Origin of the sequence: Streptomyces sp. NPDC047974, from assembly GCF_040653375.1 — a bacterium.
GTDB lineage: Bacteria > Actinomycetota > Actinomycetes > Streptomycetales > Streptomycetaceae > Streptomyces.
In genome coordinates this window covers 1-13983 of sequence record NZ_JBEZNU010000055.1, presented here as the reverse complement: position 1 = coordinate 13983, position 13983 = coordinate 1, and the positions used below count along the sequence as shown (strand labels likewise).

12 protein-coding genes are annotated in these 13983 nt (G+C 73.7%); 5 read left to right on the top strand and 7 right to left on the bottom strand.

Annotated elements, in window-relative coordinates:
- On the top strand, positions 1 to 685 hold a 685-nt coding region (locus AB0E19_RS36710; protein ID WP_362188938.1), incomplete at its 5' end, for a hypothetical protein.
- A gap of 69 nt (positions 686 to 754) precedes the next feature.
- Here the strand turns inward: AB0E19_RS36710 and AB0E19_RS36705 are convergent.
- The gene (locus AB0E19_RS36705; RefSeq protein WP_362188935.1) at positions 755 to 2317 is read right to left on the bottom strand and encodes an MFS transporter; all 1563 of its coding nucleotides are present in this window, start codon (positions 2315 to 2317) and stop codon (positions 755 to 757) included.
- A gap of 62 nt (positions 2318 to 2379) precedes the next feature.
- Between AB0E19_RS36705 and AB0E19_RS36700 the strand changes: the two genes are divergently transcribed.
- A complete protein-coding gene (locus AB0E19_RS36700) occupies positions 2380 to 3348 on the top strand; it encodes a YafY family protein (protein ID WP_362188932.1) in 969 nt (322 codons plus the stop codon).
- Between the two features lie 92 nt (positions 3349 to 3440).
- Here AB0E19_RS36700 and AB0E19_RS36695 read toward each other — a convergent pair whose 3' ends face one another.
- Complete coding sequence (locus AB0E19_RS36695) at positions 3441 to 4466, bottom strand: sigma-70 family RNA polymerase sigma factor (protein WP_362188929.1); 1026 nt, start codon at positions 4464 to 4466, stop codon at positions 3441 to 3443.
- A 373-nt stretch (positions 4467 to 4839) separates the two neighbouring features.
- Here AB0E19_RS36695 and AB0E19_RS36690 point away from each other — a divergent pair, with 373 nt between their 5' ends.
- Positions 4840 to 5874, top strand: a complete 1035-nt coding sequence (locus tag AB0E19_RS36690; protein ID WP_362188926.1) for a questin oxidase family protein — start codon at positions 4840 to 4842, stop codon at positions 5872 to 5874.
- A gap of 18 nt (positions 5875 to 5892) precedes the next feature.
- Here AB0E19_RS36690 and AB0E19_RS36685 read toward each other — a convergent pair whose 3' ends face one another.
- Positions 5893 to 6684: a class III extradiol ring-cleavage dioxygenase gene (locus AB0E19_RS36685; protein ID WP_362188924.1), complete on the bottom strand. Its 792-nt coding sequence runs from the start codon at positions 6682 to 6684 to the stop codon at positions 5893 to 5895.
- A 102-nt stretch (positions 6685 to 6786) separates the two neighbouring features.
- Between AB0E19_RS36685 and AB0E19_RS36680 the strand changes: the two genes are divergently transcribed.
- Positions 6787 to 7299, top strand: a complete 513-nt coding sequence (locus AB0E19_RS36680; RefSeq protein ID WP_362188921.1) for a MarR family transcriptional regulator — start codon at positions 6787 to 6789, stop codon at positions 7297 to 7299.
- 39 nt (positions 7300 to 7338) lie between these two features.
- Here AB0E19_RS36680 and AB0E19_RS36675 read toward each other — a convergent pair whose 3' ends face one another.
- Both AB0E19_RS36675 and AB0E19_RS36670 read right to left on the bottom strand, forming a co-directional pair.
- Positions 7339 to 8880 carry an MFS transporter gene (locus AB0E19_RS36675; RefSeq protein ID WP_362188919.1) on the bottom strand — a complete coding sequence of 514 codons (1542 nt, stop codon included), beginning with the start codon at positions 8878 to 8880 and terminating at the stop codon, positions 7339 to 7341.
- Positions 8881 to 8994: 114 nt separating this feature from the next.
- Positions 8995 to 9621 (bottom strand): TetR/AcrR family transcriptional regulator, encoded by a 627-nt coding sequence (locus AB0E19_RS36670; RefSeq protein WP_362188962.1) that lies wholly within the window; start codon positions 9619 to 9621, stop codon positions 8995 to 8997.
- 299 nt (positions 9622 to 9920) lie between these two features.
- Between AB0E19_RS36670 and AB0E19_RS36665 the strand changes: the two genes are divergently transcribed.
- A complete protein-coding gene (locus AB0E19_RS36665) occupies positions 9921 to 11192 on the top strand; it encodes a M6 family metalloprotease domain-containing protein (protein ID WP_362188917.1) in 1272 nt (423 codons plus the stop codon).
- Between the two features lie 24 nt (positions 11193 to 11216).
- Here the strand turns inward: AB0E19_RS36665 and AB0E19_RS36660 are convergent, their stop codons facing one another.
- Together AB0E19_RS36660 and AB0E19_RS36655 are read right to left on the bottom strand one after the other, a co-directional pair.
- Positions 11217 to 12827: a class I adenylate-forming enzyme family protein gene (locus AB0E19_RS36660; RefSeq protein ID WP_362188959.1), complete on the bottom strand. Its 1611-nt coding sequence runs from the start codon at positions 12825 to 12827 to the stop codon at positions 11217 to 11219.
- A gap of 26 nt (positions 12828 to 12853) precedes the next feature.
- Positions 12854 to 13723: a helix-turn-helix transcriptional regulator gene (locus AB0E19_RS36655; protein WP_362188914.1), complete on the bottom strand. Its 870-nt coding sequence runs from the start codon at positions 13721 to 13723 to the stop codon at positions 12854 to 12856.
- Positions 13724 to 13983: the final 260 nt, after the last annotated feature.

The window sequence follows — 13983 nt, the reverse complement described above, 5'->3', positions numbered from 1 at the left end:
CCCCGAAGGCCCGGCAGGAGCCACGGGCGCCACAGGTCCGGAGGGCCCGGCGGGAGCCACCGGAGCCACCGGCCCCGAAGGCCCGGCAGGAGCCACGGGCGCCACAGGTCCGGAGGGCCCGGCGGGAGCCACCGGAGCCACCGGCCCCGAAGGCCCGGCAGGAGCCACCGGAGCCACCGGCCCCGAAGGCCCGACCGGCGCCACCGGCGCCACCGGCGCGACCGGCGCCACGGGTGCGACGGGTGCGACGGGTGCCACCGGAGCCACGGGTGCCACCGGGCCCACCGGGCCCTGCAGTGACGTCGACGCCTACAACCCGGCCGAGAGCCGCGAGGTCAAGGGCGTACTCAGCAACGGGGTGACCTACGTCGGCATCCGGGACGTCACGCCGACCGTCACGCCGTTCGTGTGGACCGACCTCACCGACCCGATGCTCCACCCCGGCTACCCGGCGAGCGCCTGCTCGGTCTCCGTCGCGTCCCAGGCGAACCACGTCTCCATCCAGGTCCTCACGAAGGAGGGCGAGGTGTGGGAGACCCTGTGCGACATCGAGACCGGCACCCCGGACGTACTCGACTGCGTGGGCACGCCGACGGACGTGCTCGGCCCGTGGACCGAGCTCACGACCCCCGGCGCCCCGCCGCTCAACAACGCCAACCGGTTCCTCGGCGCGCTGAAGAAGTGATCTGAACCCGACGAGGGGCGGTGCGCTCGCGTGGCGCACCGCCCCTCACGGTCAGGCCCCGGGTACGGCTCAGGAGACGAGCGCCGGGGCCTTCTCCACCAGGCCGTCCGGCTCTCCACCGCCCGCGCCGTCGGCGCCGTCCGCGTCCCCGCCCTCCAGGTGCTGCTTCGGGCGGGCCGGCAGGGCGAACATCACCAGGAAGATGACGGCGAGGACCACCGCGACCCAGCCGAGGGAGTTGCGGAAGGCGTCGACGAAGGCGTCCGTCACGTCCGCCGGGACCTTGGCCGGACCCCGGTCGTCGATCACGCCGAAGAAGACCACGGAGACCAGGCCGAGACCGATCGCGTTGCCCATCTGGCCCGTCGTGTTGATCAGGCCGGACGCCGAACCCGCGTGCTCCTTCGGGACCTCCGAGAGCACCGCGTCCGTCAGCGGCGCCACGATCAGGCCCATGCCGAGGCCCATCACCACCAGCGCCGGGATCATCTGCCAGGGCGAGATCCCCGCCTCGTACCGGCCCGCGAGGAAGAAGTAGAGCAGGATGCCCGCGACCATCGTCAGCGCGCCCGTCTGCAGCACCTTGCGGCCGAAGCGCGGCACGAGGAGCTGGACCGACAGGCCGGCCGCCACCGAGACCGCGATCGAGAACGGCACGCCGGTCAGACCCGCCTTGAGGGCGCTCCAGCCGAGGCCGATCTGCATGTAGAGCGTCCACACCAGGAAGAAGACGCCGAGCACGATGCCGAAGGTCAGCTGCACGGCGATGCCCGCGGCGAACGACTTCACGCGGAACAGCGAGAGCTCGACCAGCGGGGAGCCGTCCTTCCGGGTCTTGTACCGCTCGTACGCGACGAGGGCGCCGAAGACCAGCGGGCTGGACGCCATCATCAGGTGGCCCCACAGCGGCCAGTCGAGCTCGCGGCCCCGGGTCAGCGGGTAGATCAGCAGGAGCAGCGCGGCCGTGACGAGCACGACGCCGACCAGGTCGAGGCGGAGCGCCTTCGGCGCCTTCGACTCGATGATGTACTTCCGGCCGAGGATCAGGGCGGCGATGCCGACCGGAAGGTTGATCAGGAAGATCGGGCGCCACTCCAGGCCCGCGATGTTCCACTCCGTGAGCAGCGCGCCGAGCAGCGGGCCGGAGACCGCGCCGAGGCCGACGACCGCGCCGAACATGCCGAAGACCTTGCCGCGCTCGTGCGCGGGGAAGGTGACGTGGACGATCGACAGCACCTGCGGCACCATCATCGCCGCCGCCGCGCCCTGGAGGAGGCGGGAGGCGACCAGCATCTCCGGGTTCGCGGCGAGGCCGCACAGGGCGGAGGCGAGCGTGAAGCCCGCGGTGCCGAGGAGGAAGAGCCGCTTGCGGCCGTAGATGTCGCCGAGGCGGCCGCCGGTGATCAGGCCGGCGGCGAAGGCCAGCGCGTAGCCGGCGGTGATCCACTGGATCGCGCCGAAGCTCGCGCCGAGGTCGTGCTCGATGCTGGGGATCGCGATGTTCACGATCGTGGCGTCGACCAGGTCCATGAAGGCGGCCGTCATGACGATGGCCAGGGCGATCCAGCGTCTGCTGTCCCCCGTGGTGGTGCTGTCCGCCCCCGTGGCGGCGTCGGTCTCGTGTGCGCTCATGGAAGGAACCATAGGAGTGATGTAGGTCAGGTTGCGTCCTATTTCTGCCGCATGCTGGGGGCATGACGGACACTCCGGCACGACTCCTGACTCTGCTCTCGCTCCTCCAGACGCCGCGCGAGTGGCCCGGCAGCGAGCTCGCCGAACGGCTCGCGGTCTCCGCGCGCACGATCCGACGCGACATCGACCGGCTGCGGGAGCTGGGCTATCCCGTGGAGGCGACGAAGGGGGCGGTGGGCGGCTACCGGCTCGTCGCGGGTGCGGCGATGCCGCCGCTGCTCCTCGACGACGAGGAGGCCGTCGCCATCGCCGTCGGCCTGCGGGCCGGGGCGGGGCACGCCGTCGAGGGCGTCGAGGAGGCGTCGGTACGGGCCCTGGCGAAGCTGGAGCAGGTGCTGCCGGCGCGGCTGCGGCACCGGGTCTCCACGCTCCAGGCGGCGACGCTGCCGCTGACCCGGGGGGACGGGGCGACCGTCGCGCCGTCCACGCTGACGACGCTCGCCGGCGCGGTCACCGGGCACGAGCGGCTGCGCTTCGGCTACCGGGCGCGGGCCGGGGAGGAGTCGAAGCGGCTGGTCGAGCCGTACCGGCTGGTGTCGACGGGCAGCCGGTGGTACCTCGTGGCGTACGACCTCGGGCGTGAGGACTGGCGGACGTTCCGGGTCGACCGGGTGTCGGATCCGCTCGCGACCGGCGCGCGGTTCGCTCCTCGGGAGCTGCCGGAGGGGGACGCGGGGGCGTACTTGGTGCGGTCGATGGCGCGGGCGTACGGGGAGGGCGAGCGGGAGGTGGAGCTGGACGTGGAGTTCGCGGCGCCGCCGGAGAAGGTGGCCGCGGCGCTGCCGGCGCACCTCGTGCCGGTCGCGACCGGGCCCGACTCCTGCCGCCTCCGGGCCCGGGTGACCGACTCGGTCGACTGGCTGGCCGTCCGCCTGGCGCTTCTGGGCCTCGACTTCACGATCCACGCGCCGGCGTCCCTCCGCGACCGCCTGGGCCTTCTGGCGACCCGCCTGGCGAACGCGACCCGCTGACCCGCGGCGCCCCCGGCGGGACGCCTGCCCACCCGGGAGCCCGGCCCCGCACCAGGGGCCGGGCTCCCGGGTGCGGGGGGCCGTCGCGGGGGTCAGGCGACCGCGTCGAAGCCGGTGTCCCGGGCCATCTTCTTCAGTTCCAGGAGGGCGTGCTTCTCGATCTGGCGGATGCGCTCGCGCGTGAGGCCGTGCTCCTTGCCGACCTCCGTGAGCGTCCGCTCCCGGCCGTCCTCGATGCCGTACCGCATGCGGATGATCGAGGCGGTCCGGTGGTCGAGCTTGTCGATGAGGTCGTCGAGTTCCTCGCTGCGCAGCAGGGTGAGGACGGACTGCTCGGGGGAGATCGCGGAGGTGTCCTCCAGGAGGTCGCCGAACTGGGTCTCGCCCTCGTCGTCCACCGACATGTTCAGGGAGACCGGGTCGCGCGCCCAGTCCAGGACGTCCGTGACCCGCTCCGGGGTCGAGCCCAGCTCCTCCGCGACCTCCGCGGGCTCGGGCTCGCGGCCGTGCTCGCGGTTGAACTCGCGCTGGACGCGGCGGATCCGGCCCAGCTCCTCCACCAGGTGGACGGGGAGCCGGATGGTGCGGGACTGGTCGGCGATGGACCGGGTGATGGCCTGGCGGATCCACCACGTGGCGTACGTGGAGAACTTGAAGCCCTTCGCGTAGTCGAACTTCTCGACCGCGCGCACCAGGCCCGCGTTCCCCTCCTGGATCAGGTCGAGCAGGGGCAGCCCGCTGCGCGGGTAGCGCCGGGCCACGGCCACGACGAGCCGCAGGTTGGACTTGATGAAGAGGTCCTTCGCGCGCTCGCCGTCCTCGACCAGCGCTTCGAGCTCCTCGCGGGTCGCCCCGCCGGTCTCGCTCCCGCCCGCCGCGTCGGCGGCCGGCGTCACCGTCCCTTCGAGGATCTGCCGGGCGTAGACGCCCGCCTCGATGGTCTGGGAGAGCTCGACCTCCTTGGCGGCGTCGAGCAGGGGCGTGCGCGCGATCTCGTCGAGGTACATGCCGACCAGGTCGCGGTCGGCGATCTCCCCGCCCACGGCGCGAACGCTGCTTGCCCGGCCGCCCCCGCTCTTGGCGGTGGACTGACGACGGGCGACGGCACGGGTTGCCATGCGTGCTCCCTTGCTGAGTAGGTCGCGACACCCTTCCGGGTGCCCTGCATCCGACGGAAACAACGACCGGAATCGGGACAGAATTCCCAGGAGGCTCAGGATTTTCGCGATCATGCAGTATCCTGCGCGACCCCCGCCCGGCCCGGCGGACCGCCGTGCGCGCGGATCCGCAGGTCAGGGGGGATCCCCCGAGCCCTCCGGGGCTTCCGACCTCGCTGTCGGTGAGAGGGGCGTCACACTGTCGGGCTCACTCCCCCGCTCGCCCCGTTCTCCTCTTACGACGCTCCTTCCCCGGCCCCGGGTTGCCTCCGTCCTGCGGTGTAGGTCGCTCGGCCGTTACCCGCCGTGCCCTCCCGGGCCTACCGTCCCGGCCATGGACACCGACACGGACACCGACACGGACACCACCGGCATCCTCGACGAGGCTCTCGAACGGCTTCACTCCACCGGTCCCGAGCGGCACGGGTGGCTCACCAACCACGCGCCGATGGCGGTGGAGGCGCTGGCCCGGCACGGGCACGCGGCGGCCGTGCACCGCTGGCTGGACGCGTACGCGCCGAAGCTGGAGGAGGCCCCGGCGCCGTACGCCCCGGTGACCGCCGCGAACTGGCGGGAGGCGCTCGGCGATCCGGTCCGGATCACGGACTGGACCCGCTACTTCGCCCGCGAGCTGGCGGACCGGCCGTGGCGCGAGGTGCTCGCGGAGTGGTGGCCCCGGCTGCTGCCCGGCATCGCGGGCAGCGCGACGCACCCGGTGATCCGGACCGGGCACGCCGTACGGACCCTGCTCGCGCCCGGCGGGGAGACGGCGCCCCGGCGGGCGGAGCTGGCGCACGCGCTCGGCTACTGGGCCGCCCGCCACCAGCCGCTGCCGCCGCTCGCCCCGCTGGCCGCCGCACCGGACGCGGCCGCCGCGCTCGCCGCCGTACCGCCGGTTCCGGTGCAGGAGGGCGGGATCCGGGAGCGGCTCGCACAGCTGACGGCCTTCCCCGTCTGGGGCGGGGCGGCCGGCCCGGAGGCGGCGCGGGCGCTGCTCGGCGAGCTGGTGACCGCGGCCGTGCACCGGTACGCGACGCACGGGCACGGGGAGCCGATCATGCTGGTGCACGCGGCGACGGCGCCGAACGCGGTGCTGCGGACGCTGCCCGCGCTGCCCCGCGCCCTGTGGGTGCCGAGTCTGGAGGCGGCGTGGGCGGCCTCGGCGGCGGTGACGGCCGCCTACACCCCGCGGGAGGGCGTTCCGGAGGCCGGGACGGGGCTCGCGCCCGAGGAGGTGTTCGCGCGGGCGGCGGCGCACGGCGACGACCACACGATCAAGTTCACCGACACCGCCCTGGACGTCGGCGGGCCGCTCGCGCTGGCCGCCGCCGTCCGGTCGGTGGAGCTGAACCCGCCCGCGTACGGATAGGGCTCGGCGCCGGGCCGCTCAGCCGAACTGGACCGAGCGCTTCGCGAGGCCCATCCAGAAGCCGTCGATGACCGAGCGCCCCTCGTCGAGGTCGCCGGCCGCGTCCGCCGCGCCCATGGTGACGAAGAGCGGGGCGAAGTGCTCCGTGCGGGGGTGGGCGAGGCGGCCGGCCGGGGACTTGTGCTCGAAGTCGAGCAGGGCGTCCACGTCCCGGGCGGCGAGGGCCTCGTGGCCCCAGGCGTCGAACTCGGCGGACCAGCCGGGCACGCCGCCGCCGGTGTGGCGGAGGGCAGCGAGGTTGTGGGTGAAGAAGCCGCTGCCGACGATCAGCACGCCCTCGTCGCGCAGCGGGGCCAGCCTGCGGCCGATGTCCATGAGCCGGCGCGGGTCGAGGGTGGGCATGGAGATCTGGAGGACCGGGATGCCGGCGTCGGGGTACATCTCGACGAGGGGCACGTACGCGCCGTGGTCGAGGCCCCGGTCGGGGATGTCCTGCACGGGCGTGCCGGGCGAGCGGAGCAGCGCGCGGACCGCCGCGGCGAGCCCGGGGGCGCCGGGGGCCTCGTACCGTACCCGGTAGTAGTGCTCGGGGAAGCCCCAGAAGTCGTAGACGAGGGGGATGGTCTCGGTGGCGCCGAGGGCGAGCGGGGCCTCCTCCCAGTGGGCGGAGACCATGAGGATCGCCTTGGGGCGGGGCAGCCCGGCGGACCAGGCGGCGAGCTCGCCGGGCCAGACCGGGTCGTCGGCGAGCGGCGGGGCGCCGTGGGACAGGTAGAGCGCGGGCATCCGCGCGTCGGGGGCGGTGTCCATGGCGGGTCTCCGTTTCACGGCCGGTTCCGGACGCTTGAAGTTTCAAGCTCTCCGTCTGCAGCGTAAACCTACATAGTTCAACTTTCAAGGATGGGTCGTACGATGGGTGACATGGGAGACAGGACCGAAACCGGACCCCGCTGGCTCAGCGACGGCGAACAGTGCGTCTGGCGCTCGTACCTCCACGCCACCACGCTCCTGGAGGATCACCTCGACCGCCAGTTGCAGCGCGACGCGGGCATGCCGCACGTCTACTACGGCCTGCTCGTCCAGCTCTCCCAGGCCCCGCGCCGCCGGCTGCGGATGACCGAGCTCGCCAGGAGCGCCAAGATCACCCGCTCCCGGCTCTCGCACGCGATCGCCCGCCTGGAGAAGAACGGCTGGGTCCGGCGCGAGGACTGCCCGTCCGACAGGCGCGGCCAGTTCGCGCTCCTCACCGACGAGGGCGTGGAGGTGCTGCGGCGCACCGCCCCCGGGCACGTGGAGGCGGTGCGGCAGGCGATGTTCGACCGGCTCAGCCCGGAGCAGGTCGAACAGCTCGGGACGATCATGCGGGTGATGGCCGAGGGCCTCGAACCGACGGGCCCGGACGCGGACCTGCCCTGGCTCCGCTGAGCGGAACCAGGGCAGGGGACCTCCGGGGGATCGCGGGGGTCAGTGGGCGATGACCGGGACCTTCACCTCGTCGTCCGTGCCCGCGCCGGATCCGGCGACCACGCCCGTGTCCGGCTTCCCGGTGGTGATCAGCACGGCCGCGATGGCCGAGGAGACCAACAGGATGCCGACCGCCCACCAGATCGCGGCGGTGTAGCCCTCGACCATGCCCTGGAGCTGGAGCAGCTTCTGGGCGGCCGGGGTGGTGGCGCCGGCCGCGTGGTCGACGAGGTACGCGGTCGTCGCCGAGGCGGCGATCGTGTTCAGCAGGGCCGTGCCGATGGCGCCGCCGACCTGCTGCGAGGTGTTCACCATCGCGGAGGCCACGCCGGCGTCCTTCGGGTCCACGCCGTGCGTGGCGAGCGACATGGCCGGCATGAAGGCCGTGCCCATGCCGAGGCCGAGCAGGAGCTGCGCGGGCATGATCAGGCCGGCGTACGAGGTGCCGACCTCCAGCTGCGTCAGGAGCAGCATGCCGACGGCGGCGGTCAGGAAGCCGGGGGCCATGAGCAGCCGCGGCGGGACCCGGGTCATCAGCCGCGTGCCGATCTGGGTCGAGCCGATGATCATGCCCGCGATCATGGGCAGGAACGCGAAGCCCGTCATGACCGGCGAGTAGCCCTTCACGACCTGCAGGTAGTAGGTCAGGAAGAGGAAGAGGCCGAACATCGCGATGACGGCGAGGCCGAGCGAGAGGTAGACGCCGCCGCGGTTGCGGTCCGTGAGGACGCGCAGCGGCAGCAGCGGGTTCTTCACGTTCGCCTCGACGAGCACGAAGGCGCCGAGCAGCACCGCCGAGCCGACGAACATGCCGATCGTGCCGGCGTCGCTCCAGCCCTCGGACTCGGCGCGGGTGAAGCCGTAGACGAGCGCGACCAGACCCAGGGTGGAGAGGATCACGCCGGGGATGTCGAGCGCGGAGCGGTTGCGGCCGCCGGCCGGCTCGCGGATCACCAGGTACGCGCCGATGGCGGCGACGATCGCGAACGGGATGTTGACGAAGAAGGTCCAGCGCCAGTTCAGGTACTCGGTGAGGAAGCCGCCGAGGATCAGGCCGACGGCGCCGCCGCCGCCGGCGATCGCGCCGTAGATGCCGAAGGCCTTGGCGCGCTCCTTGGCGTCGGTGAAGGTCACCGCGAGCAGCGAGAGCGCGGCGGGCGCGAGCAGCGCGCCGAAGGCGCCCTGGAGCGCGCGGGCCCCGAGCATCATGGCCTCGCCGGTCGCGGCCCCGCCGAGGGCGGAGGCGGCGGCGAAGCCGATCAGGCCGACGACGAAGGCGCGCTTGCGGCCCCAGAGGTCGGCGATGCGGCCGCCGAACAGCAGCAGGCCGCCGAAGGCGAGGGCGTAGGCCGTGATGACCCACTGGCGGTTGCCGTCCGATATGCCGAGGTCCTGCTGGGCGGAGGGGAGGGCGATGTTCACGATGGTCGCGTCGAGCACGACCATCAGCTGGGCGAGGGCGATGAAGACGAGTGCCTTCCAGCGGCCGGGGTCGGGCTGGGAAGCGGCCGTCGACCGGGGAGTGCCGGCGGTTTCGGGCATGGGGGTAGCCACCTCTTGGTGCGTAGGTGAAGAAAAAGGACGTTCTGAAAAAGTTCGGGGGCCGCCCGGGGCTCGGTGGAGGAGCCCCGGAAGCGGCTCAGCGGAAGCCTGGCGTCACGTCTCCCGCCTCAGGTCTCCCAGGGTCGCCGGGACGCCCTCCAGGGTGGAACGGGCGGGTGCCTCCAGGCCGTCGAGGAAGATCTGGAGATGGCGGTGGACGAAGGGGGCGAAGTCCTCGCAGCCGCTCCCCGGCAGCGGCCGGGTCAGCTGGGAGACGCCGATCATCAGGTCGCTGACGGCGATGTCGGCGCGGAGCCGGCCGGCCGCCTGGGCCCGCCGGACGAGGCCCTCGACGGCCTCCCCCAGGCGCTCGCGCTCGACGACCAGGTCGGGATGGTCCTTGTCGAAGGTGCCGTCGAGCATCGGACAGAGCGCGCCGACCCGCTCGTCGGCCGCCTCGTGCGCGAAGCGGCTGACGGCGGCGAAGGTGTCGTCCTCCTCGGCGGCCGCCCGCTCGGCCCGCTCGGTGAGCCGGCCGAGGATCGACAGGACGACCTCGTGGACGAGCTCGGGGCGCTCGGGGAAGTTCCGGTAGAGCGTGGCGTTGCCGACGCCGGCCCGGCGCGCGATCTCGTCGTAGGGCACGGCGCAGCCGAACTCCACGAACATCTCGCGGGCCGCCGCGACCAGCCGCTCGCGGTTGCGCAGCGCGTCGGCGCGGGGCCGGGGCACCCGGCGCACGGGGGACTCCCCCGCCGCGCCCCGTCCCGCGGGGGCTTCTCCGTCGGTGCGGATCACGCCACGACCTCCTCGACCTTTCGAGCCATCCGGGGAAACGCTCCCCACTTCGTCGGACTCTCTCCTAAACGGGGAAGGAATCCCCGGTTATTTCGCGCCATGCTGTGACCTGAGTCACAGGGACGTTCCGTGGGCGCATACCCACGATCGGTCCACCCGGCGCGCGCCCCCGCCCCGCTCCCCACAGGCTGATCGCACGGCGCACCACGCCGCTGACCTGGCCCCGACCGGAAGGCGACCGCATGCAGCACACCCGCCGGCGGATACGCAGACCGGTCGCCCTCGCGGCGGCCTCGGCCCTGATGCTCACCGTGCTCGTCTCCGCGAGCACCACGCTCCCCGGGCCCGCCCCGGCCTCGGCCGGCCCGGTGGCCGCCGCGCCGGACACCACCCGCCTCGGACCGTGCCGCATCGCCACCACCCTCGGTGTGCAGATGTCGGAAGGGCTGCCGACCGCCCCCGGGTACGCCCGCTCCACCGGCCGGATCCGCGCGCTGACCCTCATGGTCGACTTCCCCGACGCCCAGGGCGAGGGCACGGCGACGGCCCGGTTCCGGGAGTTCTTCCCGCAGACCTCCGACTGGTTCCGGGTCAGCTCCTACGGCCGGCTCCAGTACCGGGCCGAGACCCCGATACCCGACTGGCTGCGGATGCCGCGGCCGTTCTCCTCGTACGGGATCGAGCGCGGCGCCCCCTACGAGCCGGGCTACCGCTCCTTCGTCGAGGACATCGTGAAGGCGGCCGACCCCAAGGTCGACTTCAGCGCCTACGACCTGGTCAACGTCCTGGTCACGCCGAACGCCGGCCCCTCCGCCCTCGACACGGTCCTCTCCGTGACCTTCTCCGGGAACGACGACGCCCCCTACGCCGACGGCGTCCCGCTCGCCAACACGTCCTTCGTCTACAGCCGCCAGGACGACGGCTCCGGCAGCTACCCCGAGACCGGCTACCGCGTCCTGCCCCACGAGAACGGGCACGTCTTCGGCCTGCCCGACCTCTACACCGCCGACGGCGGCGGCACGGTCGGCCACTGGGACATCATGTCCGAGGACTGGGGGGCCAACAACGACCTCCTCGGCTGGCACAAGTGGAAGCTCGGCTGGCTCGACAACGACCAGATCCGCTGCGCCTCCGCCACCGGCACCAGCGAACACCTGCTGACCCCGCTGGCCCTCTCCGGCGGCCCCAAGCTGGTCTTCGTCCCGCTCTCCGACACCACCGGCTACGCCGTCGAGGTCCGCACCCGCGAGGGCAACGACGAGGCCGTCTGCGAACCGGGCGTCCTCGTCTACCGCATCGAGGCCGACGTCGACACCGGCCACGGCCCCGTCACCGTCGCCGACAGCGACCGCACCAGCGGCGGCTGCACCCGCCGCCCCAACGTCCACGCCGAGCTCTCCGACGCCCCCTTCCGCCCCGGCGAGACCTTCACCGACCGCGCCAACGGCATCCGGATAGGCGTCCTCGACGAGGACGCGGACGGCAACTTCCGCGTCCGCGTCAGCCGGGGCTGAACCCGCAGGGGCCCACCCCGCGGCTCACCCCCCGAGGCCGCCGGCGGGCGCGAGCAGTTCCCGCAGCGCGCCCTTGAGGACCTTCCCGCCGCCGTTCCGCGGCAGCGGCTCGTCCCGCACGAGGACGTGCGCGGGCACCTTGAAGGCGGCGAGCCGCTCCCCCACGTGCGCCCGCAGCTCACCGGCGCCGGCCGCCGCCCCCGGCCGGAGCCGCACGACCGCCCCGACCTCCTCGCCGAGCAGCGGGTGCGGCACCCCGACGACGGCCGCGTCGACCACGTCCGGATGCTCCTGGAGCACCCCCTCGACCTCGACGCAGTACACGTTCTCGCCGCCCCTGACCACCATGTCGGTGAGCCGGTCGACGATCGACACCCGCCCGTCCGCGTCCCTCCGCGCCAGGTCGCCGGTGCGGAACCAGCCGCCGGGCGCGAACGCGGCGCGGGTCGCCTCCTCGTTCCGCCAGTACCCCCGGAACAGCGACTGCCCGCGCACCCACAGCTCTCCGACGCCGTCGGCGCCCGGCGCCTCGACCCGCGCCTCGGTCGCCGGCGAGGGCCGGCCCACGCTCCCCGGGTGCCGCCGGTACTCGTCGCCCGTGTTCGCGAAGATCCCGCCGCACGTCTCGGTGAGCCCGTACCCGTTCCGCGGCTGGATCCGCTCCCCGTACGCCTCCGCCAGCCCGGCCACGATCCCCGGCGGCGCGGCCGCCCCGCCGGTGCTCAGCTGCACCAGGGTCTCCAGCGGATCGCCGCTCTCGCGGGCCAGCGCGAGGAGCTGGAGCGCGGTCGTCGGCACCCCCGCGTAGTGGGTGACACGGTGCTCGCGGATCAGCTCCAGGGCCCGCGCGGCGTCCCACTTCCGCATCGTCACCAGCGTCCCGCCGCCCGCCATCACGCCGTACAGCGCCGTGAACGCCGCCACGTGGAAGAACGGATACGTCATCAGCGACACGACCGGCGCCCCGCCGCCCGGCCGCTCCCCCCGCGCCGCGGCCGCCGCCGCCGCGAAGTACCGCGGATGGACGGCCGCACCGGCCTGCGCGAGGTGCGTGGCGACGGCCCCCTTCGGGCGGCCCGTCGTCCCCGAGGTGTAGAAGATCGTCGCGTCGTCCTCGCCCGACACCTCGACGTCCGGCGGCCCGAGCAGCGGGTCGTCGTCGGCCTCGTACGCGACGAACCCCGGCCGCGCCGCGCCCCGGAAGACGATCCCCGGCACCCCGGCCGCCGCCGCCCAGTCCCCCACCCGCTCCGCCCGCTCGCCGTCCACGAGCAACAGCCGGGGTCCGCAGTCGTCCAGCGCGTGCGCGAACTCCGCTTCGCGCCACCAGGAGTTCAGCGGCACGGCGACCAGCCCCGCCAACTGCACGGCCCAGAAGGCGACCTGCCACTCCGGCACGTTCCGCATCGCGACCACGACCCGGTCCCCGCGCCCCAGCCCGTACTCCCCCACCAGGCGCCGCGCGAGACCACAGGCCTCGTCGAAGAACTCCCGGTAGGTGACGGCGCCGTCCTCCGAGACCAGGAACACCCGGTCCCCGAACGCCCAGACCGCCTCCACGAACTCCCGCAGGGTCCTCGGCCCCCGTACGTACACCCCGTCCCGCGCCTCGAACAGCCCCCCGGCCGCGCTCAGCCGCCCGACCTCCTCCCTCTCCTCCCTCACCGGACCTCACCGGGCGCCTCGGAGTGGAGGGTCGTGGACAGCAGCCGGAGCGCGGCCTCCGCGGGCGAGTCCTCCGGGGCCGTGTACACGAGCATGCGGTGCCCCGTGCCGTCGCTCAGCCGCAGGTTCTCGAAGTCCAGGGTGAGCGCCCCCACCACCGGATGCCGCAGGGGCCGCGAACCCGTCGTGCAGTCCCGCACCGGATGCTCGGCCCACAGGTCCGCGAAGTCCTCGCTCTGGAGCATCAGCGAGCCGATCAGCTCCGCCAGCGCCCGGTCCTCCGGGCAGCGCCCGGCCACCAGCCGGAGCGCGGCCAGGGAGATCCGGGCCTCGTCCCGCCAGTTCGCGTACAGGTCACGGGTGTGCGGGTCGAGGAACAGCATCCGGGTGAGGTTCGGCCGGTTCTCCGGGTCCTCCGGGCTCGCCGGGTCGAGATGGCCGGCGAGCAGCGCGTGCCCGAGGGCGTTCCACGCCAGCACGTCGTTGCGCCGGTCCAGGACGACCGCCGGCACGTCCGGCATCGCCTTCAGCAGCCTGCGCGTCGTGTCCCGCACCCGCTCCGGCAGCGAGGACGCCACCCGGTGCGTACGCGGCGGACGGGCCAGGTTCCGCAGGTGCGTGTGCTCGTCCGGGGTCAGCCGCAGGGCACGCCCGAGCGCGTCGAGGACGCTGTCCGACGCGTTGGTGCTCTGCCCCTGCTCCAGGTGCGTGTAGTACGTGATGCTGACCCCGGCGATCAGGGCCAGCTCCTCGCGGCGCAGCCCCGGCACCCGGCGGCGGCCGTGCGCCGGCAGACCGACGTCCTCGGGCCGCAGCTGCGCGCGGCGGTTGCGGAGGAATTCGCCCAGGGCGGTGGGGGTGTCCATTGCTCCAGTGTGCCGGGACGGCGGGCGGAACGGGGAGCCGAAGGTGGCCTTGTGAGTGCTAGCTTCCGCGGCGCTGGCGACACCACGGGGCTGGGTAACGCGCTCCGGCCGCAGCAGAGTCGTCTCCGGGAGGCCCGTCGGGGCCGTTCACCCCTCACCTCACCGGAAAGGACTGGTTGGTCATGTCGGTTGTCGAGAGTGCGCGTCCGGGTCCGGATGCCGGCGCGGCGGCGAGTGGTGGTGCCGGTGGTCCGGTACCG

Coding starts and splice junctions, on each gene's coding strand:
- AB0E19_RS36685 (WP_362188924.1), bottom strand. CDS start 6,684: ATGGACACCGCCCCCGACGCGCGGATGCCCGCGCTCTACCTGTCCCAC.
- AB0E19_RS36695 (WP_362188929.1), bottom strand. CDS start 4,466: ATGGCAACCCGTGCCGTCGCCCGTCGTCAGTCCACCGCCAAGAGCGGG.
- AB0E19_RS36690 (WP_362188926.1), top strand. CDS start 4,840: ATGGACACCGACACGGACACCGACACGGACACCACCGGCATCCTCGAC.
- AB0E19_RS36705 (WP_362188935.1), bottom strand. CDS start 2,317: ATGAGCGCACACGAGACCGACGCCGCCACGGGGGCGGACAGCACCACC.
- AB0E19_RS36700 (WP_362188932.1), top strand. CDS start 2,380: ATGACGGACACTCCGGCACGACTCCTGACTCTGCTCTCGCTCCTCCAG.
- AB0E19_RS36655 (WP_362188914.1), bottom strand. CDS start 13,723: ATGGACACCCCCACCGCCCTGGGCGAATTCCTCCGCAACCGCCGCGCG.
- AB0E19_RS36675 (WP_362188919.1), bottom strand. CDS start 8,880: ATGCCCGAAACCGCCGGCACTCCCCGGTCGACGGCCGCTTCCCAGCCC.
- AB0E19_RS36665 (WP_362188917.1), top strand. CDS start 9,921: ATGCAGCACACCCGCCGGCGGATACGCAGACCGGTCGCCCTCGCGGCG.
- AB0E19_RS36680 (WP_362188921.1), top strand. CDS start 6,787: ATGGGTGACATGGGAGACAGGACCGAAACCGGACCCCGCTGGCTCAGC.